The 24,797-nt window shown below is 38.3% G+C and carries 21 protein-coding genes, 3 tRNA genes and 2 pseudogenes; 14 read left to right on the plus strand and 12 right to left on the minus strand.

The window, feature by feature from the left end; translation table 11 throughout:
- Window positions 1–54: 54 nt before the first annotated feature.
- The 4 genes from rlmE to MKL33_RS02065 all read left to right on the plus strand — a co-directional run bounded on the left by rlmE (window position 55) and on the right by MKL33_RS02065 (window position 4,172).
- Window positions 55–705 (plus strand): 23S rRNA (uridine(2552)-2'-O)-methyltransferase RlmE, encoded by a 651-nt coding sequence (gene rlmE / locus MKL33_RS02050; RefSeq protein ID WP_000235573.1) that lies wholly within the window; start codon window positions 55–57, stop codon window positions 703–705.
- Window positions 706–838: 133 nt separating this feature from the next.
- Window positions 839–2,734, plus strand: coding sequence for an ATP-dependent zinc metalloprotease FtsH (gene ftsH / locus MKL33_RS02055; RefSeq protein WP_005803954.1), 1,896 nt, complete (start codon window positions 839–841; stop codon window positions 2,732–2,734).
- Window positions 2,735–2,870: 136 nt separating this feature from the next.
- Window positions 2,871–3,722, plus strand: coding sequence for a dihydropteroate synthase (gene folP, locus MKL33_RS02060; RefSeq protein WP_270906372.1), 852 nt, complete (start codon window positions 2,871–2,873; stop codon window positions 3,720–3,722).
- A gap of 135 nt (window positions 3,723–3,857) precedes the next feature.
- Window positions 3,858–4,172 carry a DUF5713 family protein gene (locus tag MKL33_RS02065; RefSeq protein WP_005067609.1) on the plus strand — a complete coding sequence of 105 codons (315 nt, stop codon included), beginning with the start codon at window positions 3,858–3,860 and terminating at the stop codon, window positions 4,170–4,172.
- On the opposite strand, the gene MKL33_RS02070 is transcribed toward MKL33_RS02065, so the two are convergent.
- Both MKL33_RS02070 and MKL33_RS02075 read right to left on the minus strand, forming a co-directional pair.
- Window positions 4,173–4,550: a hypothetical protein gene (locus MKL33_RS02070; protein ID WP_016802917.1), complete on the minus strand. Its 378-nt coding sequence runs from the start codon at window positions 4,548–4,550 to the stop codon at window positions 4,173–4,175.
- Between the two features lie 40 nt (window positions 4,551–4,590).
- Window positions 4,591–4,676, minus strand: a tRNA-Leu gene (locus MKL33_RS02075).
- 196 nt (window positions 4,677–4,872) lie between these two features.
- On the opposite strand from MKL33_RS02075, the gene MKL33_RS02080 reads away from it, so the two are divergent.
- Window positions 4,873–6,675 (plus strand): alkaline phosphatase D family protein, encoded by a 1,803-nt coding sequence (locus MKL33_RS02080; protein ID WP_086399711.1) that lies wholly within the window; start codon window positions 4,873–4,875, stop codon window positions 6,673–6,675.
- A gap of 103 nt (window positions 6,676–6,778) precedes the next feature.
- Here MKL33_RS02080 and MKL33_RS02085 read toward each other — a convergent pair.
- Window positions 6,779–6,864: transfer RNA gene (locus MKL33_RS02085), tRNA-Leu, on the minus strand.
- A gap of 11 nt (window positions 6,865–6,875) precedes the next feature.
- A tRNA-Cys gene (locus MKL33_RS02090) sits at window positions 6,876–6,949 on the minus strand.
- Window positions 6,950–7,101: 152 nt separating this feature from the next.
- Here MKL33_RS02090 and folD point away from each other — a divergent pair.
- Complete coding sequence (gene folD / locus MKL33_RS02095; RefSeq protein ID WP_086399712.1) at window positions 7,102–7,950, plus strand: bifunctional methylenetetrahydrofolate dehydrogenase/methenyltetrahydrofolate cyclohydrolase FolD; 849 nt, start codon at window positions 7,102–7,104, stop codon at window positions 7,948–7,950.
- A 256-nt stretch (window positions 7,951–8,206) separates the two neighbouring features.
- Window positions 8,207–8,875, plus strand: coding sequence for a class I SAM-dependent methyltransferase (locus tag MKL33_RS02100; protein WP_270906373.1), 669 nt, complete (start codon window positions 8,207–8,209; stop codon window positions 8,873–8,875).
- 21 nt (window positions 8,876–8,896) lie between these two features.
- On the opposite strand, the gene MKL33_RS02105 is transcribed toward MKL33_RS02100, so the two are convergent.
- Both MKL33_RS02105 and MKL33_RS02110 read right to left on the minus strand, forming a co-directional pair.
- Complete coding sequence (locus MKL33_RS02105) at window positions 8,897–9,319, minus strand: hypothetical protein (protein WP_002115580.1); 423 nt, start codon at window positions 9,317–9,319, stop codon at window positions 8,897–8,899.
- Window positions 9,320–9,436: 117 nt separating this feature from the next.
- Window positions 9,437–10,768, minus strand: coding sequence for an MFS transporter (locus MKL33_RS02110; RefSeq protein WP_086399714.1), 1,332 nt, complete (start codon window positions 10,766–10,768; stop codon window positions 9,437–9,439).
- Between the two features lie 372 nt (window positions 10,769–11,140).
- Here MKL33_RS02110 and glpK point away from each other — a divergent pair, with 372 nt between their 5' ends.
- Together glpK and glpD are read left to right on the plus strand one after the other, a co-directional pair.
- Window positions 11,141–12,649 (plus strand): glycerol kinase GlpK, encoded by a 1,509-nt coding sequence (gene glpK / locus MKL33_RS02115; RefSeq protein WP_069037064.1) that lies wholly within the window; start codon window positions 11,141–11,143, stop codon window positions 12,647–12,649.
- 154 nt (window positions 12,650–12,803) lie between these two features.
- Window positions 12,804–14,321, plus strand: a complete 1,518-nt coding sequence (gene glpD, locus MKL33_RS02120; protein ID WP_014207451.1) for a glycerol-3-phosphate dehydrogenase — start codon at window positions 12,804–12,806, stop codon at window positions 14,319–14,321.
- Between the two features lie 41 nt (window positions 14,322–14,362).
- On the opposite strand, the gene MKL33_RS02125 is transcribed toward glpD, so the two are convergent.
- Window positions 14,363–16,195 carry a phosphoenolpyruvate carboxykinase (GTP) gene (locus tag MKL33_RS02125; protein ID WP_002115528.1) on the minus strand — a complete coding sequence of 611 codons (1,833 nt, stop codon included), beginning with the start codon at window positions 16,193–16,195 and terminating at the stop codon, window positions 14,363–14,365.
- A gap of 391 nt (window positions 16,196–16,586) precedes the next feature.
- Here MKL33_RS02125 and MKL33_RS02130 point away from each other — a divergent pair, with 391 nt between their 5' ends.
- From MKL33_RS02130 to groL, 4 genes are all read left to right on the plus strand, one after another.
- Window positions 16,587–17,525 carry a diacylglycerol/lipid kinase family protein gene (locus tag MKL33_RS02130; protein WP_002115559.1) on the plus strand — a complete coding sequence of 313 codons (939 nt, stop codon included), beginning with the start codon at window positions 16,587–16,589 and terminating at the stop codon, window positions 17,523–17,525.
- Entirely contained in the window at window positions 17,506–18,264 is a 759-nt protein-coding gene (locus tag MKL33_RS02135; protein WP_270906374.1) for a metallophosphoesterase family protein, read from the plus strand. The genes MKL33_RS02130 and MKL33_RS02135 overlap by 20 nt, the downstream gene beginning before the upstream one ends.
- Window positions 18,265–18,449: 185 nt before the next feature.
- Window positions 18,450–18,740, plus strand: coding sequence for a co-chaperone GroES (locus tag MKL33_RS02140; protein ID WP_002120604.1), 291 nt, complete (start codon window positions 18,450–18,452; stop codon window positions 18,738–18,740).
- Between the two features lie 58 nt (window positions 18,741–18,798).
- Window positions 18,799–20,433, plus strand: coding sequence for a chaperonin GroEL (gene groL / locus MKL33_RS02145; protein ID WP_002120607.1), 1,635 nt, complete (start codon window positions 18,799–18,801; stop codon window positions 20,431–20,433).
- 266 nt (window positions 20,434–20,699) lie between these two features.
- Here the strand turns inward: groL and MKL33_RS02150 are convergent.
- The 4 genes and pseudogenes from MKL33_RS02150 to MKL33_RS02165 all read right to left on the minus strand — a co-directional run.
- Window positions 20,700–20,864, minus strand: a pseudogene (locus tag MKL33_RS02150) (ATP-binding protein); the annotation flags it as partial.
- A 201-nt stretch (window positions 20,865–21,065) separates the two neighbouring features.
- Window positions 21,066–21,470 carry a putative four-helix membrane protein gene (locus tag MKL33_RS02155; protein WP_069037059.1) on the minus strand — a complete coding sequence of 135 codons (405 nt, stop codon included), beginning with the start codon at window positions 21,468–21,470 and terminating at the stop codon, window positions 21,066–21,068.
- Between the two features lie 12 nt (window positions 21,471–21,482).
- Window positions 21,483–21,587, minus strand: a pseudogene (locus MKL33_RS02160) (LexA family transcriptional repressor); the annotation flags it as partial.
- A gap of 385 nt (window positions 21,588–21,972) precedes the next feature.
- The gene (locus MKL33_RS02165) at window positions 21,973–22,347 is read right to left on the minus strand and encodes a diacylglycerol kinase (RefSeq protein WP_002118962.1); all 375 of its coding nucleotides are present in this window, start codon (window positions 22,345–22,347) and stop codon (window positions 21,973–21,975) included.
- 106 nt (window positions 22,348–22,453) lie between these two features.
- On the opposite strand from MKL33_RS02165, the gene MKL33_RS02170 reads away from it, so the two are divergent.
- A complete protein-coding gene (locus MKL33_RS02170) occupies window positions 22,454–23,416 on the plus strand; it encodes an MBL fold metallo-hydrolase (protein ID WP_270906375.1) in 963 nt (320 codons plus the stop codon).
- Between the two features lie 45 nt (window positions 23,417–23,461).
- Here MKL33_RS02170 and MKL33_RS02175 read toward each other — a convergent pair whose 3' ends face one another.
- Window positions 23,462–24,604: a glycerophosphodiester phosphodiesterase gene (locus tag MKL33_RS02175; RefSeq protein ID WP_161283128.1), complete on the minus strand. Its 1,143-nt coding sequence runs from the start codon at window positions 24,602–24,604 to the stop codon at window positions 23,462–23,464.
- Window positions 24,605–24,797: the final 193 nt, after the last annotated feature.

Genomic DNA, 24,797 nt, shown 5'->3' on the forward strand with positions numbered 1-24,797 from the left:
AGTAATTTTCACGTACAATGAACGATCAGAAGTTTTTTTGATATTTAGTGAGTTATGGCAACACGCATTACAAACCAGAAATTGTCGAAAAGTAGTCGTGCGTGGATGAGGGAACATCTAGACGATCCTTTTGTAAAAAAAGCACAAAAGGAAGGGTATCGTGCGCGAGCAGCATATAAACTTCTTGAAATCCAAGAAAAATATAAGTTGATCAAGCCAGGCATGACGGTAGTCGATTTGGGTGCAGCTCCTGGTAGCTGGTCTCAAATTGCTGGAAAACTTGTGGGTAGCAAAGGTTTAGTGATAGCTTCCGATATTTTGCCCATGGATGCTTTGCCTGATGTCACTTTCTTACAAGGCGACTTTAGAGAAGAAGCTGTATTTGAAAAATTGTTAAATATTTTAAATGGGCGACAAGTAGACATTGTAATTTCTGATATGGCCCCCAATACATCAGGTAATAGGGCTGTTGATCAACCTAGACAGATTTACTTATGTGAACTGGCTTTAGATTTTGCTCAAAAGGTTCTTGGACCTAATGGACAGTTTGTGGTTAAAGTGTTCCAAGGCGCAGGATTCGATGAGTTTCGTAAACAAGTGGTTGATAGTTTTGATGTGTTAAAGACAGCAAAACCAGCAGCTTCTCGGGCGCGCTCTAAAGAAGTTTTTTTGGTTGGACAAGGGCGTAAGAAAGCATTGCAATAAAGTTTACTTGCCAAGCTCCTAAAAATTGTGCATTTTGTACTTTTAGGTTATCCGCAAGCAATACAGTTGCTGTTTTTATGACGATCAGCCAAGATTGGGCATGATCAAATTAGATCGATATGGGAATAAAGCTTTGAGCGATTACTTCAAGAATGCCGTATTGTGGCTAATAATACTTGGTGTTCTGATTTTAATTTTCAGTAATATCAGTGACCGCAATAAGCCTACTGCGATGAAATATTCAGATTTCGTTGCAGCGGTGAATGCTGGCCAAATTAAGCAAGTCACAATTGACGGTTTAAATATTAATGGTGAAAAAACTAACGGATCACAGTTTGAAACTGTTCGTCCGCAAGTTGAAGACACTGAGCTTATGCCGAGCTTAAATAAGCAAAATGTTGTTGTAGAGGGAACAGCTCCTCAACGTCAAGGCATTTTGATGCAACTTCTCATTGCTAGTTTCCCTGTACTGTTAATCATTCTGTTATTCATGTTCTTTATGCGTAACATGGGTGGTGGTGCAGGCGGAAAAAATGGACCGATGAGTTTTGGTAAGTCGAAAGCAAAAATGCTTTCTGAAGACCAAATCAAAGTTAATTTTTCTGACGTTGCCGGCTGTGATGAAGCAAAACAAGAAGTTGTTGAAATTGTAGATTTCTTAAAAGACCCTGCAAAATTCAAACGTTTGGGCGCTACCATTCCTCGTGGCGTACTTATGGTTGGTCCTCCGGGTACTGGTAAAACGTTATTAGCCAAAGCAATTGCTGGTGAAGCTAAAGTTCCTTTCTTCAGCATTTCAGGTTCTGACTTTGTCGAAATGTTCGTGGGTGTGGGTGCGTCCCGTGTCCGTGATATGTTCGAGCAAGCGAAGCGTCATGCGCCTTGTATTATCTTTATTGACGAGATTGATGCAGTAGGACGTCATCGTGGTTCAGGTACAGGTGGTGGTCATGATGAACGTGAGCAAACCTTGAACCAAATGCTTGTAGAGATGGATGGTTTTGAAGGTAACGAAGGTGTAATCGTAATTGCTGCGACGAACCGTGTTGATGTCTTGGATAAAGCATTATTACGTCCAGGTCGTTTTGACCGTCAAGTAATGGTAGGTTTGCCTGACATTCGTGGTCGTGAGCAGATTCTGAATGTACATTTGAAAAAATTACCTTCAGTTACGGGTGTGGATGTTAAAGTTCTATCTCGTGGTACTCCAGGTTTCTCTGGTGCACAGTTGGCAAACCTTGTTAACGAAGCTGCATTATTTGCTGCACGCCGTAATAAGAACACTGTTGACATGCATGACTTTGAAGATGCAAAAGACAAAATCTACATGGGACCAGAGCGTAAATCGATGGTTTTACGTGAAGAAGAACGTCGTGCAACTGCTTATCATGAAGCTGGTCATGCGATTGTTGCCGAGATTTTACCGGGTACAGATCCTGTTCATAAAGTAACGATTATGCCGCGTGGTTGGGCTTTAGGTGTAACTTGGCAGTTACCTGAACAAGACCAAATTAGCCACTATAAAGACAAGATGCTAAACGAAATTGCAATTTTGTTTGGTGGTCGTATTGCTGAAGAAGTATTTATCCAGCAGCAATCTACTGGTGCTTCAAATGACTTTGAGCGAGCTACTAAAATGGCGCGTGCAATGGTTACGAAGTACGGTATGTCTGACAAAATGGGTGTAATGGTTTACGAAGATGAAAACCAAAATGGTTTCTTTGGTAATGTAGGAAGCCGTACGATTTCTGAAGCAACTCAACAGTTAGTTGATGAAGAAGTACGTCGTATTCTTGATGAGCAATATAAAGTTGCACGTAATATCTTAGAAGGTAATAAAGATATTGCACATGCGATGGTAAAAGCTTTGATGGAGTGGGAAACTATTGATCGTGATCAAATCCGTGACATTATGGAAGGGCGTGAGCCACAACCGCCTAAAGTATATGTTGCTGAAAATCCAGTGGCTGCATTTGAACCACCAAAAGATGGTCCATCTACACCACCACCATTGCCAGCAATGAACTAATAATTAGTTAATTAAAAAAGCCACAGTCATGTGGCTTTTTTTATGGGCTTGAGTTTGTTAAAAGCTAAAAACAAATCAACACCATATATAGATGATAATTGCTAAAATACAGCCTGATTTTAAACTGGAGCTTTTTATGCAACTAATGCCTTTGCCTCAACAGATTTTACAGTGTGGACAGCTTCAGTTAGATCTATCACAGCCTCACGTTATGGGCATATTAAATGTCACACCAGATTCTTTTAGTGATGGTGGAAAGCATAATCAAGTAGATCAAGCGATTGCTTATGCGCTAGCCATGGTAGAGCAAGGCGCTACCATTATTGATATTGGTGGTGAGTCTACCCGTCCAGGAGCATCTGAAGTAAGCGTAGAAGAAGAAATACGAAGAGTTGTGCCCGTAGTTGAAGCTTTAGCTAAACATAATATTGTTCTATCAATTGATACGAGTCAGCCTGATGTTATTCGTGCTGCGAAAGAAGCAGGAGCACATATTTGGAACGATGTACGTGCGCTTACTCGTCCCAATGCTTTAAAAACGGCAGCAGAACTGGATATACCCGTAGTGATCATGCATATGCGTGGTGAGCCGACTACAATGAATCAGTTAGACCAATATACGGACGTAACCTTAGATGTTATAGAGGAGCTCCAGCAGCGCGTGAATGAAGCTTTAAATGCGGGCGTGAAAAAAAATAATATTATTATTGATCCTGGGTTTGGTTTTGCAAAAAATGCGCAGCAAAATTTAAGACTATTAAAAGAATTTTGGAAGCTTGGTGAAATGGGTTATCCGATTTTATCTGGCCTTTCTCGTAAACGTTTTATTGGTGAAGCATTAAAAGGTGCAACTGCAGATCAGCGTGCGGTAGGAAGCGTTACGGGGCATTTGCTTAGTATTCAGCAAGGAGCATCCATTGTTAGAGCGCATGATGTCAAAGCAATGACTGATGCAATTCTAGTTTGGAAGGCGATGATACAAGCCTAGTAAAGTAGGCTTTATAAAAATCAGGTAGTAGCTCATTAATTTAATGAGCTAGATGATTGAGTCAGGGAAAAATATCGTTATTCTTTTGAAAATATGTTATAAGCGGCAAGTTTTTGCTGTTGTGTAAACTTTTGTATGTTCGAAGACTTACTTCTCCCGATGTTTGATGATGAATATTATCCAGATATTTTGGTCGCTGAACTCAAGCAGCTCATTGAACAATTTGCTAAAAAAGTTCAGAAGCCTGCCTTAGCTGAGCAGGATATCTATCGATATGCTCATCAGACTGTGATTGAAATTAATGAGATGAAACCTCAGTTCGAAGATCTAGATTCTTCTTTAGATGATAGTGCTGCTGACTATATTGCTGAAGCAATGATGATGGTAGCACAGGAAGCTGGATATTTAGATCTAGAAATGGAAGAGCTGGTGATGAATCGAGAGTGGTGATTACTCTCGATTTTCAATATCTTCAAATGCATCTAATAAGTGGCAAGATGCCTTTAAATGTATTTCGTCTATTTCTTTAATTTTTAAAATTAAAACACCATTCTCTTGATAATCTGCGTCCGCTAACAAACTGACCCAATAAGTTTCTCGTTTTTGTTCCAGCGTTTTAAATTTATCTATTATCTGTTCGGGTGCTTTAACTAAATAATCATCTTTGGTAATAGAGCAACGTGAAAAATACCAATGGTTGTCTTTGAGAGAAAGGGTACCAGAGAAAAGATCTATGGCGTAAACCTTTGTTATAAAAAGGGTAGTGTAAACGAGTAATAATATTCTTATCATAAAATTCATTTTGATTAGGCATAAAAAAACCAACATACGCTGGATTCTTTGTAGCACCAAATTCAATATTTGAAAATGGTGCCCGGGGCCGGACTCGAACCGGCACGCTTTGTGGGCGGGGGATTTTAAATCCCCTGTGTCTACCTATTTCACCACCCGGGCATGTGCGCAATAATAGAGGACAAGTGCGCGATTGGCAAGAGAAAATCAGAGTGTTTGCTTTATTTTCAATCAGTTCTTGTTGGTATTTATATAAATTGACCAGTTTATGTCATGATTTGTTCATTAAACTGAGATCAGTTGTTCATCTTATCTACCTAAATTTAAGACACTCATTGCTTAAAACTTAGGTAATTTTATGTCAGAGAAAATTTCACGCCGAGAATTAATTCAAAAAAGTTTATTTGGTTTTGGGGCGCTATCTTTGCCTGTAGCTTTTACGGGGTGTAACGATGGTTCCGATGATGAAAGTCCAGAAGCACAAGCAGATTTCCTTCATGGTGTAGCAAGTGGTGACCCATTGCAGGATAAAGTAATTTTATGGACGCGTTTAACACCAGTAGACCTTAGTGCACCTCTTAAGGTGACTTGGGAAATTGCTACCGATGATCAGTTCAAGCAGAATTTAAAGGCTGGTACGGTTCAAACGACTAAAACTGACGATTTTACCGTGAAGGTGGATGCAACAGGTCTACAAGCAGGTACGACTTATTATTATCGCTTTCGATTTGGTAGTAAAGTCTCGCCAATAGGGCAAACTAAAACTTTACCTGTAACTACTAATAAGGTTAGCTTTGCAGTATGTTCTTGTTCTAATTATCCTGCGGGTTATTTTTACGTTTATCGTGAAATGGCAAAACAGAACGTGGATGTAGTGATTCATTTGGGCGATTATATTTATGAATATGGGGCTGATGGCTATGCGACAGAAGATGCTGCAAAGCTGGGCCGTACTTTACCGTCCGATAATAATAAAGAAATTATTGAGTTAGATGGTTATCGCAAGCGTTATGCGCTGTATCGTCAAGATAAAGACTTACAGGCCGCTCATCAGCGTCATCCTTTTATTGTAATTTGGGATGACCATGAGTTAGCAAATAATACTTGGCGTGAAGGGGCTGAGAATCATACGGAAGAAACTCCAAAAGCAAAGAATGAAGGTAAGTTTTTAGAAAGAAAGCTAGCGGCTTTACAAGCTTATTTTGAATGGATGCCTATCCGTCCTATCGATGATCAGCATACTAAGATTTATCGCCGGTTTGATTTTGGGGGGCTTGTCAATTTAATGATGTTAGATACTCGCATTATTGCCCGTGATGAGCAGTTGGATTATGGCAAGTATATAACAGCAAATGGTTTGGATATTGCAAAATTCCAAGCAGATTTGACTAATCCAATGCGGACCTTAATGGGTGAAACTCAGCGTGAGTGGTTATTAGGTAGTAAAGAGAAAAATATAGTAGGTGTCTTACAAAGTTCAACTGCAACATGGAATGTTGTGGGACAGCAAGTCTTAATGAGTAAAATGTGGATTCCTGCTGAGTTGTTGGCATCGCTGGGGCAAATTACTTCAGGCGGAACATCGCCAGATACGTTAGCTAAAATGAATGCGCAAATTACAGAATTAGTCACATTAAAATTACGATTAGAGCAGGGTGATCCAACTTTAACTGTTCAAGAAAAAGCGCGAGTCACAACTTTAGTTCCATATAACCTTGATGCTTGGGATGGTTACTATGCTGAGCGAGAGTTCTTTTACACTAAATTGGCAGAGTTTAATAAGAAAATTATTGTTTTGGCAGGCGATACCCATAATGCGTGGACATCTTACTTATATAGCCAAAAGGGTGAATATGTCGGGGTTGAACTGGCGACAAGTTCGGTTTCTTCACCGGGTCTTGAAAAATATTTAAGTATTCCGCTAGCTCAGTTGCAGCAATTTGAATTTGCCTTTACGACGCTTATCGATGAATTGGCATATTGTAATTTAAATCAGCGGGGTTATTTGATGGTTACACTAGATGATAAGCAGGTGCTGTCGGATTGGATTTTTGTAGATTCAATTAAAAATGCAGAATATAAAGTAGATTCTAGTCGAGGTTATCAATTGGTGTTGGATGCGAATTTAACACCTGAAAAAGATAAGCAAAAAACTGCTTAAATATATGGGGCGAGAAAGGGATGCTAATAAGTATCCTTTTTTTAGACATAAAAAAACCAGCTTTCGCTGGATTCTTTATGACACCAATTTCTGTACTAGAAAATGGTGCCCGGGGCCGGACTCGAACCGGCACGCTTTGTGGGCGGGGGATTTTAAATCCCCTGTGTCTACCTATTTCACCACCCGGGCTTTACCAAATTTGGAGGCGGAGGTCGGAATCGAACCGGCGTCCACGGAGTTGCAGTCCGCTGCATGACCACTCTGCCACCCCGCCTACATTTGGTGATGCACATATTAGCAACCTTTACAAAAAAAACAATACTGTTTTGAGATAAGATGAACATAAAAGCAACATCTAGAATAAATTTGTCCAAATAATCATGTATTATTGGCACATTAAATTCATGTCTACCTTGGAGATGTGCTGTGGCATTGGTTTTAGACGGTCGCGCATTAGCAAAGCAAATTGAAGAAAATTTGTCAGTACGTGTTGAAGCTTTAAAAGCTAAAACAGGTCGTACCCCAATTTTGGCGACTATTTTAGTTGGGGATGATGGTGCATCTGCAACTTATGTACGCATGAAAGGAAATGCTTGCCGTCGAGTAGGCATGGACTCTTTAAAAATTGAATTGCCACAAGAAACGACAACAGAACAATTATTAGCTGAAATTGAAAAACTTAATGCTAACCCAGATGTACACGGCATTCTTTTACAACATCCAGTTCCAGAGCAAATTGATGAGCGTGCATGTTTCGATGCTATCTCATTAGCTAAAGATGTTGATGGTGTAACTTGTCTTGGTTTTGGCCGTATGGCTATGGGCGAAGCTGCCTATGGTTCAGCAACTCCTGCGGGCATTATGACCATTTTAAAAGAAAACAATATCGAAATTGCTGGTAAACATGCGGTTGTGGTTGGCCGTTCAGCAATTTTAGGTAAACCAATGGCAATGATGCTTTTGCAAGCGAATGCAACAGTAACGATTTGCCATTCACGCACACAAAACTTACCTGAGCTTGTGAAACAAGCTGACATTATTGTTGGTGCTGTAGGTAAAGCTGAACTTATCCAAAAAGATTGGATTAAACAAGGTGCAGTGGTTGTAGATGCTGGTTTCCATCCTCGTGATGGCGGTGGCGTAGGTGATATTCAATTACAAGGTATTGAAGAAATTGCTTCTGCTTATACACCAGTACCGGGTGGTGTTGGTCCAATGACCATTACAACTTTGATTCTTCAAACTGTAGAAGCTGCTGAAAAAGCTTTAGGTTAATTTAATTAACGCTAGGCTGTTATTTGATACGCGTAACCGTCATCCGCAATTGTTTGAGGCAGAAATACGTTAAAAATTTAATGTTTCTGCGATGCTTTCGATTCTAGAGAGTATCTGCCGAGTTTTGCGGATGACAATGGTTTTGCCTACTTTTCCCGAAAGAAAAGTAGGTCCAACCAAAGGTTATTCTAAAAATTCAAATCATAATGGAATGACTCTGTTATGCTTGTTATAAAAATGAATTAAAAGAAATCTGATGAGCTGCACTTTTCAACTGTCTAAAGCCCCTGAACATTTACTTCAAGCACTAAATGAAGTTATTCCTAATTGTGAGTTGATGGTACAACAATTACCAGAAACGCCTATTTCTTTATGGTTGATTCCACCAGTTTTTCCAACTAATCGCTTAGATGATGAAGTTATTCGCCGTATTTGGGATGATACGCCGTATTGGATTTTTTGTTGGGCATCTGGTTTGGCGATGGCGCAGTGGTTACTTGCAGAGCCGCACCATGTTAAGGATAAAGTTGTTTTGGATTTTGGGGCCGGTTCGGGTGTAGTTGCAATTGCTGCAAAAATGGCAGGAGCGAAACGAGTCATCTGCTGTGATATCGATCAAGTTAGTTTGAATGCTTGCCGTGAAAACGCTTTACTTAATAATGTTGAGCTAGAATATTTAGATGATTTATATAAGGCTGAGCAAGTTGATGTTTTATTGGCAGCTGATGTTTTATACGATCAATGTAACCGCTTTTTCTTAGATGAATTTTTAAAGTTTGCGCCAGAAGTCTGGGTGGCTGATAGCCGTGTTAAAAACTTTAGTCATCCCAAATATGAAAAAATTGAAGAAAGAAGTGCTTCTACATGGCCAGATCTAGATGAAGCTAAAGAGTTTAGAAATGTAAGTTTTTATAAGACGCTGTAAAAGAACAGCGTCTTTTTTATTTTATGAACAAGTATAACGAACAACTTTTAGTGTGCTTGGACGTGCTTCAAGCGCTTGGCGAGTCGCATAGTCTTCACCATTATTTAAGCTAGGTGTATTTGATAAGCCAAAAGAAGCACGAGTTTCGCCGAGTTGAATTCCATAATGCTCATCTTTCGCTGGATTAGGAATTTCATTGATACTCAAAATTGATAATTTATAAACTTTCTGAGCACCTAGCACATTCTGACAAGCGCGTTGTAATTTACGTTCATCGAGTTGCTGGTTATTACGACCCGCTAAAGTGTAAGCTAAAGTCGCCGAAGTTTTTGTTTGGTTTTCAATCTGGTATCCAGTTGAACCATTATATTGTCGAGGGGTAGTCTGACAAGCAGTTAAAACAAACATACTACTTAATGCCAAGCATAAAATACTTCTATTCATCAGTATCGTCCTTATTTTCTTATAGCTAGTATCTCATAAAATACAAAGGTTGTTGGGGCTTAATCTCATGATTTGAGCTAACATCGGCGAACGATATTAGCCCTTATTAGTAAAGTATTAATGTTCTTTGATTTTTGAATGATGCTTGGTATCTTTCATAAAAATATAAATAATGAGAGAAATGAAGATCATAATACTTACATAAATAAAGTACCAAGATTCATGCCCAGCTTCTTTAAAACTTAAAGCAAAGAACTCTGCTGTTCCGCCAAATAACGTATTAGCAATTGCGTAAGGTAATGCAACACCTAAAGCGCGAATGTGTGCAGGGAAAAGCTCAGCTTTAACTACGGCATTAATTGAAGTATAACCAGTCACCATTACAAGACCGCCAAAACATAACCAGAAAGCTGTCCAGTAGTTATGTGTATTTGCGAGTGCATCAAATAAAACGTAAGTGAATAAAACACCTGTTATTCCGAAGAAAATCATAAGGGGTTTTCGACCAATGCGATCCGATAGAGCACCCGCTACCGGCTGTAGACACATAAAAATAAATAGCGCTAAAGTTGTAATTTGGGTAGCTTCAGGTTTAGTAAATCCAGAAGTATTCACTAAATATTTTTGCAGATAAGTCGTGTAAGTATAGAAAGCTAAAGTCCCGCCAGCTGTTAAAAACAATACTGTGAACGCTTCTTTCGGATAATGTTTAAATAAAGCAAACATGCCTGATTTAGGCTGGTCTGTTTCACTTTGAGCATTTTTAAAAGATTGAGTTTCTAAGAGGCCACGTCGAATACGGAAAACTACAATAGCAAGTAAAGCTCCAATAAAGAATGGAATACGCCATCCCCAATCATGTAATTGTTCTTCAGTTAATACCATTTGTAATATTAATAGAACACATAGGGCTGTGAGCTGACCAGCAATCAATGTTACATATTGGAAGCTAGAGAAAAAACCACGTCGATTTCTTTCAGCCATTTCACTTAAATAGGTAGCACTAGCTCCATATTCTCCTCCTACACTTAAGCCTTGAATTAAACGAGCGACAACTAAAAGAAGAGGGGCAAATACACCAATACTTTCATAACTTGGTGTCACGGCAATAAGAAGAGAACCTATACACATTAAAGTGACGGAAAGGGTAAGACCCGCTTTACGTCCTTTACGGTCTGAATAGATACCCATAATCCATGCACCGATCGGGCGCATTAAAAAGCCTACAGCAAAAATTGCGGCCGCTTGAAGGAGTTGAGCCGTCTGGCTACCTTTTGGGAAAAAAGCATGAGCAAAATAGAGCGTGAAAGCTGCATATACATACCAGTCGTACCATTCAACAAGGTTACCGGCAGAACCGCCCAAAATTGATTTTAGACGAGTTTTTGTATCTAAATTAGAGTGTGGAGTTGTTGCGGTAGAAGGTTGATCAACCATGAGTCGCTCCATGTTTCGCTTGGGTTGAATGCTAAAAAAGAGAAGATTTATTCCGTTTTTACATATTTTCTAGAGGAGTATTTCACTTTATTTTTTTTATGTCTGTAAAACAATGTTTGTTATTTAAGCAAAAGAATAAGTTGAATATTTATGTGATTTCAAATTAGCCGATCAGCTCACCTTTATAATATTGTTGGGATCTTTGGTATATTATTTTTTCCAAGTAGTAAAAATTGATAAAGAATGAGTAGAGTTTGGGCGAAGAAAACCTATACCCCTTAAAAATAATGATATATTCCAAAGAAAATTTTAAGTAAATATAGTTAGGCATGATGTCTTGGCATTGTGGACTAGATGTGTGTGAATAATGAAAGGGACATTCAGATGTCAAATTGCCCGAAAAAATATATTGTTGCTTTTGATCAGGGAACAACAAGCTCAAGAGCAATTGTTTTAGACCATGATGCTAATGTTGTCAGTATTGCTCAAAAAGAATTTACTCAGATTTATCCTCAGCCTGGCTGGGTTGAGCATGACCCTATGGAAATTTGGGCTACGCAAAGTGCTGTTTGGGTAGAAGCTTTAGCTCAAGCAGGCATTAAGAGTGAACAAGTTGCAGCAATTGGGATTACCAATCAGCGGGAAACCACGGTTGTTTGGGATAAAAAAACGGGCAAGCCGATTTACAATGCGATTGTTTGGCAAAGTCGACAAACGACTGAGATATGCAATCAATTACATAAGGCAGGATGGCAAGAATACATACGTAAAATAACGGGGTTAGTGATTGATCCGTATTTTTCGGCTACAAAAATTAAATGGATATTAGACCATGTTGAAGGAAGTCGTGAGCGTGCTGAGCGAGGAGAATTGTTGTTCGGTACGGTGGACACTTGGTTAATCTGGAAACTAACCAATGGTGCTGTTCATGTGACTGATTTTACCAACGCATCACGAACCATGCTGTTTGATATCGAAAAGCTAGAATGGGATGAAAAACTTTTACAAGTTTTAGAGATTCCTCGAGCAATGTTACCCGAAGTACGTAGCTCATCTGAGGTTTATGGATATACACATACCATAAGTGGGCAAGAAGTTGGTATCCCCATTGGAGGAATCGCAGGTGATCAACAAGCCGCACTGTTTGGTCAAATGTGTGTTGAATCTGGTCAGGCAAAAAATACCTACGGCACAGGCTGTTTTCTATTAATGAACACAGGTAAGAAGATTGTCCGGTCAGAACATGGATTACTAACTACTATTGCATGTGGTGCGAGTGGTGAGGTGAACTATGCCCTAGAGGGCGCCGTGTTTAATGGTGGTTCTTGCGTGCAGTGGTTACGCGATGAATTAAAAGTCATTAAGAATGCTAAAGACTCTGAGCTTTATGCAACACGTGTGAAAGACAGTAACGGTGTATATGTTGTACCTGCTTTTACAGGGTTAGGCGCACCATATTGGGACCCAACAGCGCGTGGAGCTATTTTTGGACTTACTCGTGGGGCTAGTATTGAACATATCATTCGTGCAACTTTAGAGTCTATTGCTTTTCAAACCCGAGATGTTTTAGATGCAATGCAGCAAGATGCAGAAGAAGAGCTCCGTACACTCCGTGTTGATGGGGGAGTAACGGAAAATAATTTCTTAATGCAATTTCAGGCTGATATTTTAGCGACACCAGTAGAACGTCCAATAATGAAAGAAACTACTGCTTTGGGTGCAGCTTTCCTTGCTGGGCTGGCGACGGGTTTCTGGCAAGATCTACATGAGTTAAGAAATAAATCTGCCATAGAAAAGGTATTTGAGCCAAAAATGTCTTCTGAGCAATCTGAGATGATTTATAAGGGTTGGCTCAAGGCAGTTAAACGTAGTCAAAGTTGGGCTGAGGATTAGTTCGTTCTTTAACTGGTTGAATTCACTAGTAGGGTAATCAATTAACGGTTAAACACTTAGTTATTTAAAATTGATTATTCTACTTTTTTGATTGTTGTTTCATCAATTTGATGTTTTAATTTTTATAAGATCAACAATAAAAAGAAAATGAGAAATGAAAATACAGCCTAATGATTATTCAAAAATATATGACATTGCCGTGATCGGTGGCGGTATTAATGGTGTTGGTATTGCTAATGATGCTGCAGGTCGTAGATTATCGGTATTTTTATGTGAAAAAGATGATTTAGCTAGTCACACCTCATCTGCTAGCAGCAAATTAATTCATGGTGGTCTGCGCTATTTAGAACATAAAGAATTTCGACTGGTTAGAGAAGCCTTAGCAGAGCGTGAAGTGTTGTTGGCTAAAGCTCCACATATTATTAAACCCATGCGCTTTATTATGCCTCATCGACCACATTTACGTCCTGCGTGGTTAATTCGGGCGGGCTTGTTTTTTTATGATCATTTGGGAAAACGAGAAAAATTATTAGGATCAAATCTGATTTACTTCAAAGAAGATAGTCCTTTAAAACCGGCTATCACACGTGGTTTTGAATATTCTGACTGTACTGTAGATGATGCACGTCTTGTGGTTTTAAATGCATTACAGGCCAAAGAGAAAGGTGCCAAAGTCGTAACGCGTACGCGTTGTATTAAAGCTTATCGGGAACAAGAGTTGTGGCATCTGGAGTTACAAAGCGGAGCAGAGTTTTATCAGGTACGTGCACGAGCTTTAGTGAATGCGGCAGGCCCTTGGGTTGAAGAAATTATTAGTGAAAATCTGAAGCTAAAATCACCCTATCGAATTCGGCTGATCCAAGGAAGTCATATTGTTGTACCAAAATTATATGACTGCCATAAAGCCTTCATTATGCAAAACGAAGATCGACGCATCGTGTTTGCAATTCCGTATTTAGAAAAATATACACTGATTGGTACGACCGATCAGGAATATACAGGTGATCCACAAAAGGTAGAGATCACAGAGGTAGAAATTGATTACCTCTTAACAGTGACCAATTCACATTTTAAAAAGCAGTTAACTCGAGCTGATATTGTAAGCCAGTACTCGGGTGTACGTGCTTTATGTGATGATGAATCTGATAATCCTTCAGCGATTACACGTGACTATACCTTGGCATTACAGGCTGAACATAAAAAAGCACCTTTGTTATCTATATTTGGCGGCAAGATCACGACTTATCGGAAACTGGCAGAGGCTGCTTTAGAAGATCTATCCCCGTTTTTTAGTAATATGGCAGAGGAGTGGACTGCAGATGAGCCATTACCTGGCGCTGAAAACTGGACAACATTAGATGATTTAACGCATCAGATTTATTCACGTGTAAGTGGAGTGTCTGAATCACTTGCTAACCGTTGGGCGCATGCATACGGCACAAGAGTCTGGAATATGCTCCAAGAGAGAAATGCAATAGAGCAATTAGGCCAGAATTTTGGACATGATTTATTTGAATGCGAAGTCAAATACTTATGTGAATATGAATGGGCAACTACTGCTGAGGATATATTGTGGCGTAGAACAAAACTAGGTCTGGCATTTGATGAAAAACAAGTAAAAGTATTAGAAGCTTATTTATCTGAGCGTCGACAAAAAGATGATGCTGCATAATAAAAAAGGTCGCATATAGCGACCTTTTTTATATATAGCAATTAGAAGCCAGTTTTTACAGCTTCAAGTAAAGCCGCTTGACGTTCTTTTAATGCTTTCGGTAAGCGATCACCGAGTTTATTAAATAAATCAGTGTGGCTTTCAATTTCAGTAATCCACTGATCTTTATCTTGAGCTGTGATTAGGTCAAATTCTTCTTTAGAGAATTCAGTACCTTCCCAGTTCAAGTCGTCATATGTTGGAACAAGACCAATTGGTGTTTCAACAGCGTTTGCACGACCTTCACAACGATCAATGATCCACTCAAGAACACGCATGTTTTGACCGAAACCAGGCCATACGAAGTTGCCTTCAGCATCACGACGGAACCAGTTTACATTGAAGATTTTTGGTAATTTATTACCAGCTGCTTCAGCTTTTGTGCTTACTTGTTGACCAAGGCTTAACCAGTGATCAAAGTAGTCAGCCATGTTATAGCCAGCAAATGGAAGCATCGCGAATGGGTCACGACGAACGATACCTTGTTGACCAACAGCAGCAGCAGTAGTTTCAGAACCCATAGTTGCCGCTTTATATACACCGTCAACCCAGTCGAAAGCTTCAGAAACTAAAGGAACTGTATCTGCGCGGCGACCGCCGAAGATAAATGCAGAAATTGGAACGCCTGCTGGATTTTCCCAGTCAGCATCGATAGAAGGGCATTGACCAGCTGCAACAGTGAAGCGAGCATTTGGATGCGCTGCTTTTTCACCATTTACGTGAGGTTGACCTTTCCAGTTAGTTAAGTTTGTTGGAACTTCTTTAGAAAGACCTTCCCACCATACTTGACCATCTTCAGTTACCGCTACGTTTGTATAGATAACATCTTTATGAAGAGTTGCCATACAGTTCGGGTTAGTCTTGGTGTTTGTACCAGGAGCTACACCGAAGAAACCAGCTTCAGGGTTAATCGCATATAAACGACCATCTTCACCTGGTTTGATCCAAGCAATATCGTCACCTACAGTTTCGATTTTCCAACCTTCATAACCTGCTGGTGGAATTAACATTGCAAAGTTTGTTTTACCACATGCAGACGGGAATGCTGCAGCGATGTAGTGTTTTTCACCTTGAGGGTTAGTCACACCAAGAATAAGCATGTGTTCAGCTAACCAACCTTGTTCGCGTCCCATGACAGAAGCGATACGAAGAGCTAAACATTTTTTGCCAAGTAATGCGTTACCGCCGTAACCAGAACCGAAAGACCAGATTTCACGAGTTTCTGGGTAATGAACGATATATTTTTCAGGGTTACATGGCCAAGCAACATCTTGTTGACCTTCAGCAAGTGGAGCACCTACTGTATGTACACAAGGAACAAACTCGCCGTCTGTACCTAATACGTCATAAACTGCTTTACCCATACGTGCCATTTTACGCATGCTAACAGCAACGTAAGGAGAGTCAGTTAACTCAATACCGATATGAGCAATGTGGCTACCTAAAGGACCCATTGAGAAAGGAACAACGTACATTGTACGGCCTTCCATTGAGCCTTCAAATAAACCATTTAATTTTTCACGCATAACAGCTGGGTTTTCCCAGTTGTTTGTCGCACCAGCATCTTCTTTATTTTGAGAGCAGATGTAAGTACGGTCTTCAACACGTGCAACGTCAGATGGGTCAGAATTTGCAAGATAAGAACCAGGATGTTTTTCTTGGTTTAATTTCTGCATGGTGCCGTTAGCAATCATCAAGTCGATTAGACGTTGATACTCTTCTTCGCTTCCGTCACACCATTCGATTTTTGCTGGTTTGGTTAAGTTTGCAATTTCTTCAACCCATGCGATAAGCTTAGGATGACGAACGAATTCTGGTGCGTTCACTGTGGTCATGGTGAGGCCTATTCAAAATATGTACAACGTACAAGTCATTCATTGAGAGGTACAATGAAAGATCAAATAAAAAAGTGGCTGTATTAAAGCACAAAATCATAAAAAAAATAAGACTAAAGACTAAGAAATAGATATTTTACTTTTTTATATTTTTCTTATTTAAATCATTAACTTGTAGTTTTTTACAATATCTTATTCTCAATATTTTTATGTTGTATGTATGTTATTTATATTATTTATTTCCTTAAAAATCAATATCTTGATTCTTATTTTTTTCTTGAGAATTATTATTGATTAAACAAATGATCTTCATTCAAAATTTACATAAAGAGACTTTTATTAGGCGTTTTTATATACAATATTCAGGATGAATCCCTCTAAGATAATAAAAATGCGGACTTTAAAACCTCTCTCTATCATTTATAACCAAAAGTCGGGTTTTCATGCGTCAAAACATGAAGATATGTATGAACAGTTAATGACTGTGTTCACCGAATTTGGTTTTGAAATACAAGTTTTTGAATTAGCGGAAGATGTTTCTTTTGATGATTTGATGAGTCAAGTGATTCATCGGCATAGCCAAAATGCAAATTTAGGTGTTGTTGTTGCAGCGGGTGGGGATGGAACATTAAATGCGGTAGCATCAAAACTTAGACATACTCATATCCCTATGGGAATTTTACCTTTGGGAACTTTTAATTATGTCGCTAAAGTTTTAGATATTCCCTTAGATTTGTTAGAAGCTGCTGAAGTCATCGCTACAGGTACCCCACGCTCTGTACATATTGCGACAATTAATGACCATGTTTATTTAAATAATGCGAGTCTAGGACTTTATCCATTATTTATAAAGAAACGTGAGCTTTATAATAAATATTTAGGACGCTTACCTTTGCATGCCTATACCTCAGCGCTGGATGTTTTATTAAGAGAAAATAAATCCATGAAACTTTCCGTCACAGTTGATGGGAAGAAATATCCAGTCAAAACCCCTCTAATTTTCTTTGGTAATAACCAGTTGCAGTTGTGTGATATGAAATTAAGAATTGCCGAATGTGCAGCACAAGGTCGAGTCGCTGGAGTGGTCATTACGAAAAGTGATAGGCTTAGTTTATTAAACATGTTGTGGCAGTGGATTCAAGGTAAAGTAGAAGAGACACAAGATGTTTATAGTTTTTGTGCAGATCATGTGGTCGTAGATTGTGCAAAAAGGTCAAAACTTACAGTAGCTTTAGATGGTGAAATATTAGAGATGAAAGCACCTTTAAATTTCTCTGTAGAAAAGAATGCTTTAAATATTATGGTGCCAAATGTTGTTACATCTGTCTGATCTGCATTTTGGAACAGAAGTTGAGGCATGTTTAGATGCAATCCGACTTTTTTGCACTCAACATAAACCTGAAGTCATTGTGGTGAGTGGTGATATTACTCAACGTGCCCGATATCAACAGTTTTATAAATGCCGTCAGTTTTTAGATAGCCTTAATATTCCTTATCTTGTTGTGCCTGGTAATCACGATATTCCGTTGTACCATATCTGGAACCGTTTTTTCTCACCATTTACTCGCTACCAATATTTTTTTGGCCAGCTTGAACCCACTTTAGAAACTGAACATTTTTATATTGTTGGTGTGAATAGTATTCGCCGTCGTTATCATACTCGTGGACATATTTCGATTGAGCAAATTCAAACTACATATGAGCGATTACAGCAAGGGCCACCGAATAAAATCAAATTAGTTGTTTTCCATCAACCTTTTTATACTCCACCTGATGATGAGCATGGTATTAAAGATTGTCCTGTATTAGGAAAAATGGCACTCGAAAAATGGAGTACAACGGGACTATTTGGAATGTTACACGGGCATTTACATAAAACTGCTGTATATGATTTAACGCAAATTTATCAATTAAAGATAGATCATCCTATTTATGATATTCATGCGGGAACAGCAACTTCTAGCCGTTTGCATTATCATGTTCCAAATAGTTTTAATGTCATTTCAAATGAAGGAAAAATTAATCATTATTGGTTTAATGCGCAGTTGGCTAAATTCACTTCTGATTGATTTGGTTTAGATGAGTTTAAATATTTGATTGTTTAAAAAATATTCAAAAGATAGAAAAATTTTTCTTATTTCCCCTTGAAGCCTTTTTTTTCATCCCCACAAAAGTGACATCTAAATATTTTGTTATTGCTCTGGATTAAAGCAATAACGATTAATCAAAAAGACTTAGTCTGATGGAGTTAATTATGAGCAACATTCGTCCATTACATGATCGCGTTGTAATTCGTCGCGTAGAAGAAGAAACCAAAACTGCTGGCGGTATTTTACTTCCAGGTTCTGCTGCTGAAAAACCATCTCAAGGTGAAGTAATTGCAGTAGGTAATGGTCAAATCACTGAGAATGGCGTACGTGCTTTGGATGTTAAAGTTGGTGACAAAGTATTGTTTGGTACTTATGCAGGTACAACAGTGAAAGTAAGTGGTGAAGAACTCTTAATCATGAAAGAGTCAGACATTTTAGCTGTGTTAGAAGGCTAATCAATCCATAACTCAATTCATTATCAGATTCAGTATTTAAAAAGATTCGGAGTTTAATATGTCAGCTAAAGACGTAAAATTTGGTGATTCAGCTCGTTCAAAAATGATTGCAGGCGTAAACGTACTTGCAGATGCTGTTAAAGTGACTTTAGGCCCTAAAGGTCGTAACGTAGTGATTGACCGTTCTTTCGGTGCTCCGCACATCACTAAAGACGGCGTAACTGTTGCTAAAGAAATTTCATTAAAAGACAAGTTTGAAAACATGGGTGCTCAACTTGTTCGTGAAGTTTCTAGCAAAACTAACGACATCGCTGGTGACGGTACTACAACAGCAACTGTACTTGCTCAAGCAATTTTAAATGAAGGGATCAAATCTGTAACTGCAGGCATGAACCCAATGGATTTAAAACGTGGTATTGATATCGCAGTAAAAACTGTAGTTGAAAATATCCGTTCAAATGCAAAACCTGCTGACGATTTCAAAGCGATCGAACAAGTTGGTTCTATCTCTGCTAACTCTGACACTACTGTTGGTAAACTTATCGCTCAAGCGATGGAAAAAGTAGGTAAAGAAGGCGTAATCACTGTAGAAGAAGGTTCTGGCTTCGAAGACGCTTTAGACGTTGTAGAAGGTATGCAGTTTGACCGTGGTTATATCTCTCCGTACTTCGCAAACAAACAAGATACTTTAACTGCTGAACTTGAAAATCCGTTCATTCTTCTTGTTGACAAGAAAATCAGCAACATCCGTGAATTGATTTCTGTTTTAGAAGCAGTTGCAAAAACTGGTAAACCTCTTCTTATCATCGCTGAAGATGTTGAAGGTGAAGCGCTTGCTACACTTGTTGTAAACAATATGCGCGGTATTATCAAAGTATGTGCTGTTAAAGCTCCTGGTTTCGGTGACCGTCGTAAAGCAATGCTTCAAGATATCGCAATCTTGACTGGCGCAACTGTTATTTCTGAAGAAGTTGGTATGTCTTTAGAGCAAGCAACTCTTCAAGATTTAGGTACTGCGCACAAAATCACTGTTTCTAAAGAAAACACGGTTATCGTTGATGGTGCTGGTGATGCTGCTGGTATTGCTGAGCGTGTTCAACAAATCCGTGCTCAAATTGAAGAATCTACTTCAGAATATGACCGTGAGAAATTACAAGAACGTGTTGCTAAATTAGCAGGCGGTGTTGCTGTAATTAAAATCGGTGCAGCGACTGAAGTTGAAATGAAAGAGAAGAAAGACCGTGTAGACGACGCGCTTCATGCAACTCGTGCAGCAGTTGAAGAAGGTGTTGTTGCTGGTGGTGGTGTTGCTCTAGTACGTGCGGTTAATGCATTAGATGGCTTAAAAGGCGCTAATGAAGATCAAACAGCAGGTATCAACATTTTACGTCGTGCGATCGAAGCTCCACTTCGTCAAATCGTTGCAAATGCTGGTGATGAGCCATCTGTAGTGATCAATGCTGTTAAAGGTGGTGAAGGTAACTTTGGTTACAACGCTGCAACTGGTGAATATGGCGATATGTTAGAAATGGGTATTCTTGACCCAGCTAAAGTAACTCGTTCTGCTCTTGAGCATGCAGCTTCTGTTGCTGGCTTAATGTTAACTACAGAATGTATGATTACTGACATTCCTGAAGATAAACCAGCTGTTCCAGATATGGGCGGTATGGGTGGTATGGGCGGAATGATGTAAACTGCTCAATTTTAATTTAAGTGTTTGTAATATATGGTTGAATTTTTAATTTAAATAATATTTACTCACAGTATTACTCACATTTAATTCAGCCATAAAGAAAAGGTCGCTTAATGCGACCTTTTTCTTCAACTGATTTCATGCTTTCAGTTCCTGAATTTCGGATTCCTCAGAACCTTCTAAAATACAGCTAGGAACATAACTATTAAGTCAGAAGTCTTTACGTCCATCTTTATTTGGAGGTTTTATTCTTCCGTCCTTTATTCGATCATATGTTTTAATAAAACACCGTCATGTTCACCAAGTTGTCTTGGATCTAAAAATAATTGTGAACGATCTTTAGTAGTTACTGTAATGTTGTCGTGTGTACGATCAAGTACAGTCGTAAATTCATATTCAACACCATCTCGCTGTTCAGCCTTCAATTTTACAAAGCACATTGGGTGAAATCTGATGTGCTTTTTTGTTGTCTTGATGAGAGAAATATTGGTATACCAATATAAGTAGTCAATAGTTCTTAATGTTTAATACTAGTTTACTTATTTTTGCGGGAAATTAATTAAAGAAGACCCACTTAAAGTGGGTAATAAAGGGATTAGTATTTTTTTTAATTGGCTAGATATTATTGATATTTAAGTTCTGTATAAGAACAAAAGAAATGAGAAAAAGCCTAAATAAACCCAGTACCATATCTCTCGGACCAATTCTCTGCCGCCGTAAGCACCAACTATTTCAAAGACCAGACCTGAAGCAAATAATGCCATGAGAGCCATTACAAATAACATTACTCCCCAATCGCTCAATCCATACAATCGTTCAGGCTTTTCCCCTTCCTTTTTTCGATATATCCAGTTTTTAATTGATCTGTAGTAAAAGTAAGAAGCACCAATTCCCAGAACTATCATGAAGAGAGTAGATGCTGAGTTGTTGGTTGATGGACTACCTGTCACTCTATATCCACTATAAATCACAGCATTCACTTTAAAATTAATAAGGAATAGGAATAAAAAAATTCCTAAATTTTTTAATAAAAACATATTAGTCTCGTTTTAATATTTGACCTCTCTATTGTGCCTAACAACAACACCAATAATTGATATTATAATTTGTAACGAGTTAAGTGTTGGAAATTCTGGATTTAATGGTACTGATTCATACGAAAGACTTTTTTTAGTTGGTTTAATCGTTTGATTTTTAGATCTTTTAACATGAAGTGTGAGTAACGCTATTTTTGAGGGGGCTACTCACAAAAATTGGTAATGTCATATAAGACTAGTTCAGCATAAAAAATACTAAGTGACATTAGCTCAAGATTTTACTTCATACTAGTTCATATAAGGTAATGATGATGTTAGGAATGATGTAATAACGCATCAACGCATTAACCAAAAAATCCCTGCTTATGCAGGGATTTTTTTTATTTTTCACGTAATTTTAAGAAATAATTAAGTTCCATTATTTATATTAAAAACAGGAACAGCAGCTAGAAGTTCCTCTTTTGTTACAACCATGCTTATTTACTTGTAGGCATGGTTTTTTTTAGCCTAATAAAATAATTAACCATGTAATAGCAATGATAGAGAGTGCAACAAATTGCGCAGCACTTCCCATATCTTTTGCATTTTTAGAAAGCTGATGTTTTTCAAGGGAGACTCGGTCAACCACAGCCTCAATAGCAGAGTTGAATAGTTCAACGATCATTGCAAAAAGACATACAATAATCAGTAGTACATGCTCACTACGGCTCACATCAAGAAAAAAACTAACCGGAATCAAAATAATATTAATCAAAACAATTTGGCGAAAAGCTGCCTCATTTTTATAAGCTGCTTTAAATCCTGAAATAGAGTAGCCCGTTGCATTTAATATGCGCTTAAGACCGCTTTTACCCTTATAGGGAGAATAGCTATTCATATACTTATATTTCTGACACTTTTCATGCATTATATACCCTAGCCCTTAAAAAATTATTAAATCTTTTTTAAAGATTTCGACTTTATAACTCAATAGAGAAGAAAAGATGAAAAAATTATGTGTAGCGTTGGGCCTTGCAATTGGAAGCATCCATGCAAGTTATGCTGAGCCAACAGCAACCCCGCAAGTACCAGGATATTATCACCATCAATTTGGAAACTACCGCTTAACCTCTTTACTTGATGGTACGATTTATTTAAATCCTGATTTATTCAAAAATTTAAATCAGGCCCAGAAAACTAAAATCTTAACCAAATATGCTGCTGTTAATGAGAAAGGGATTCAAACCTCGGTAAATGCATTTTTAGTTGATGATGGAAAAAGTTTAACGCTTGTAGACAGTGGGGCAGCAAGTTGTTTTGGCCCGCAACTTGGCTCGATTGCAAAAAATATTGAATTAGCAAGTTATAAGCTTGCTGATGTAAAAACTGTTTTACTTACTCATCTACACCCAGACCATGTGTGTGGTATTGCTCAAAATGGAAAAGCTGTATTTCCTAATGCAACTGTATATGCACATGAGCGTGAAGCTGATTACTGGTTAAATCCAGCTTCTGAAAAAACAGTACCTGCAGACAAAAAAGAAAATTATTTGGGCACTGTTAAAAACGTAAAAACTGCTCTTGCTCCATACCAAGCAAAAAAAGCATTCAAGACATTTAAAGACGGCGATGTCATTCAAGGTTTTGAGGTAATCGATACGCGTGGTCATACACCAGGCCACCATAGCTTCCGTTTAAAAAGTAATGATCAGCAAATCATTTTTGTTGGAGACATTGTCCACTCACATTCATTGCAATTTGATGCTCCAAAAACTGGGGTAGATTTTGATGTGAATTCTGAGCAGGCGATTAATACACGTTTAAAAATGCTTGCTGAAATTTCAAATAAGCAACAATGGGTTGCCGCACCACATTTACCATTTCCGGGCATTGGCCATGTTTATAAAGTAAATGCTGAGCAATATCAGTGGATCCCACTTTATTTTGATAATGTTGTAGAGAAATAAAAAAACAGGGCATTTATTGCCCTGTTTTTTTATTAAAAACTTTATTTATTTTGTGGCTTTTTCATAATTAATAACGGCTTCACGGCCAAGTGCCGGGTCATCTGTAAAGACTCCATCAACACCAGCTTTAAAATAGGCTTCAAACTCTTTTAAAGCACCAGATGGACAGCGCTCCGCTGGTTTATCTTGACTGCACTTTAAATGCGTTGGTAAATAATAATTTTCTGGGCGGAAAGTATAAGGATGTACTTTTAACCCAGCTGTATGTGCATCAGTGATAAACGAAGTTGTTTGAACTGAGCCACTGTCATTAAAGTTAAGAATATAGCCTTTGCTTGGCCCTACACCGTTTGCATATTTAGCCACGTCTTTTAAGCCTTGTGCTGTGGCTAAATCGGCATAAGTTTTAGTTTCACCAGATTCAACGAAGTCGGCTGGTTGCGAAGTTTTAGCGTCATATAATTGAATAATTTGTGCATGTTTAATCGTTTTATGAAGGTCGAGCTGATCTTTTAAATATTTTAGATTACTCACTTCAAAAGACTGTAAATAGACAGGTGCAATATCACGTGTATATTCGTATTTGGCTAAGGTTTTAAGAAGGGTATCTTCCATTGCCAGTTTCTGATTTTTAAAGTAAGTCGGATGTTTGGTTTCAATATATAAACCAATAATTTTTCCCGTTTTCTTATAATTTGCTTCAGCCAGTTCAATCACTTGCTCTAGAGTCGGGACAGGGTATAGGTCATTATAGGCTGTGTTTGCTGGTCGGAACTCTGGAATGCGTTCACGCGCTTTAAGCTGCTGTAATTCACTTAAAGTGAAGTCTTCTGTAAACCAACCTGTTAAGTCTTTACCATCAATATTTTTTGTTGTTTTACGGTCTGCAAACTGGCTTAAAGTGCTTACATTGGTTGTTCCACCAATCTCATTTTCATGGCGAGTAACCAATACGCCATCTTTTGTAGAGACTAGATCAGGTTCAATGAAATCTGCGCCATCATCAATCGCTTTTTGATATGAAGCTAACGTGTGTTCAGGACGTAAAGCGCTCGCGCCGCGGTGACCTACCACTAAAATTTTAGGAAATTGATATTCTGGTGTGGTTGGTGAGTTTTCAGTTTTATCGTCATCATTACAACCAACCAAGCTAATTAAACTTAAGCATAAAAGTGCTCTTTTAAACATAATTCTACTCATATTGTTTTAGTCGAAACGTATTTAGTCTGATGATTGAACTTGACGTGATCATGAAGAATTCATGAATTTTCAGTGACACTTGTTAAAACCTTGTTTATGGGTTTGTAGGAAATGCCAGTTCTTGCTTTGTTTTTGTTCTAATTGCATTTATTGTGTTAATTCTACTTGTCTTTTTTATATC

It is taken from the genome of Acinetobacter sp. AOR43_HL (genome assembly GCF_027854635.1).
Taxonomy (GTDB): Bacteria; Pseudomonadota; Gammaproteobacteria; order Pseudomonadales; family Moraxellaceae; genus Acinetobacter; species Acinetobacter pittii.

Excerpts from the sequence above, each read along its gene's own strand:
- rlmE (WP_000235573.1), top strand. The coding sequence starts at position 55 with ATGGCAACACGCATTACAAACCAGAAATTGTCGAAAAGTAGTCGTGCG.
- folP (WP_270906372.1), top strand. The coding sequence starts at position 2,871 with ATGCAACTAATGCCTTTGCCTCAACAGATTTTACAGTGTGGACAGCTT.
- MKL33_RS02065 (WP_005067609.1), top strand. The coding sequence starts at position 3,858 with ATGTTCGAAGACTTACTTCTCCCGATGTTTGATGATGAATATTATCCA.
- MKL33_RS02070 (WP_016802917.1), bottom strand. The coding sequence starts at position 4,550 with ATGTTGGTTTTTTTATGCCTAATCAAAATGAATTTTATGATAAGAATA.
- MKL33_RS02080 (WP_086399711.1), top strand. The coding sequence starts at position 4,873 with ATGTCAGAGAAAATTTCACGCCGAGAATTAATTCAAAAAAGTTTATTT.
- MKL33_RS02100 (WP_270906373.1), top strand. The coding sequence starts at position 8,207 with ATGAGCTGCACTTTTCAACTGTCTAAAGCCCCTGAACATTTACTTCAA.
- MKL33_RS02105 (WP_002115580.1), bottom strand. The coding sequence starts at position 9,319 with ATGAATAGAAGTATTTTATGCTTGGCATTAAGTAGTATGTTTGTTTTA.
- MKL33_RS02110 (WP_086399714.1), bottom strand. The coding sequence starts at position 10,768 with ATGGAGCGACTCATGGTTGATCAACCTTCTACCGCAACAACTCCACAC.
- glpK (WP_069037064.1), top strand. The coding sequence starts at position 11,141 with ATGTCAAATTGCCCGAAAAAATATATTGTTGCTTTTGATCAGGGAACA.
- glpD (WP_014207451.1), top strand. The coding sequence starts at position 12,804 with ATGAAAATACAGCCTAATGATTATTCAAAAATATATGACATTGCCGTG.
- MKL33_RS02125 (WP_002115528.1), bottom strand. The coding sequence starts at position 16,195 with ATGACCACAGTGAACGCACCAGAATTCGTTCGTCATCCTAAGCTTATC.
- MKL33_RS02130 (WP_002115559.1), top strand. The coding sequence starts at position 16,587 with ATGCGGACTTTAAAACCTCTCTCTATCATTTATAACCAAAAGTCGGGT.
- MKL33_RS02135 (WP_270906374.1), top strand. The coding sequence starts at position 17,506 with ATGTTGTTACATCTGTCTGATCTGCATTTTGGAACAGAAGTTGAGGCA.
- MKL33_RS02140 (WP_002120604.1), top strand. The coding sequence starts at position 18,450 with ATGAGCAACATTCGTCCATTACATGATCGCGTTGTAATTCGTCGCGTA.
- groL (WP_002120607.1), top strand. The coding sequence starts at position 18,799 with ATGTCAGCTAAAGACGTAAAATTTGGTGATTCAGCTCGTTCAAAAATG.
- MKL33_RS02155 (WP_069037059.1), bottom strand. The coding sequence starts at position 21,470 with ATGTTTTTATTAAAAAATTTAGGAATTTTTTTATTCCTATTCCTTATT.
- MKL33_RS02165 (WP_002118962.1), bottom strand. The coding sequence starts at position 22,347 with ATGAATAGCTATTCTCCCTATAAGGGTAAAAGCGGTCTTAAGCGCATA.
- MKL33_RS02170 (WP_270906375.1), top strand. The coding sequence starts at position 22,454 with ATGAAAAAATTATGTGTAGCGTTGGGCCTTGCAATTGGAAGCATCCAT.
- MKL33_RS02175 (WP_161283128.1), bottom strand. The coding sequence starts at position 24,604 with ATGTTTAAAAGAGCACTTTTATGCTTAAGTTTAATTAGCTTGGTTGGT.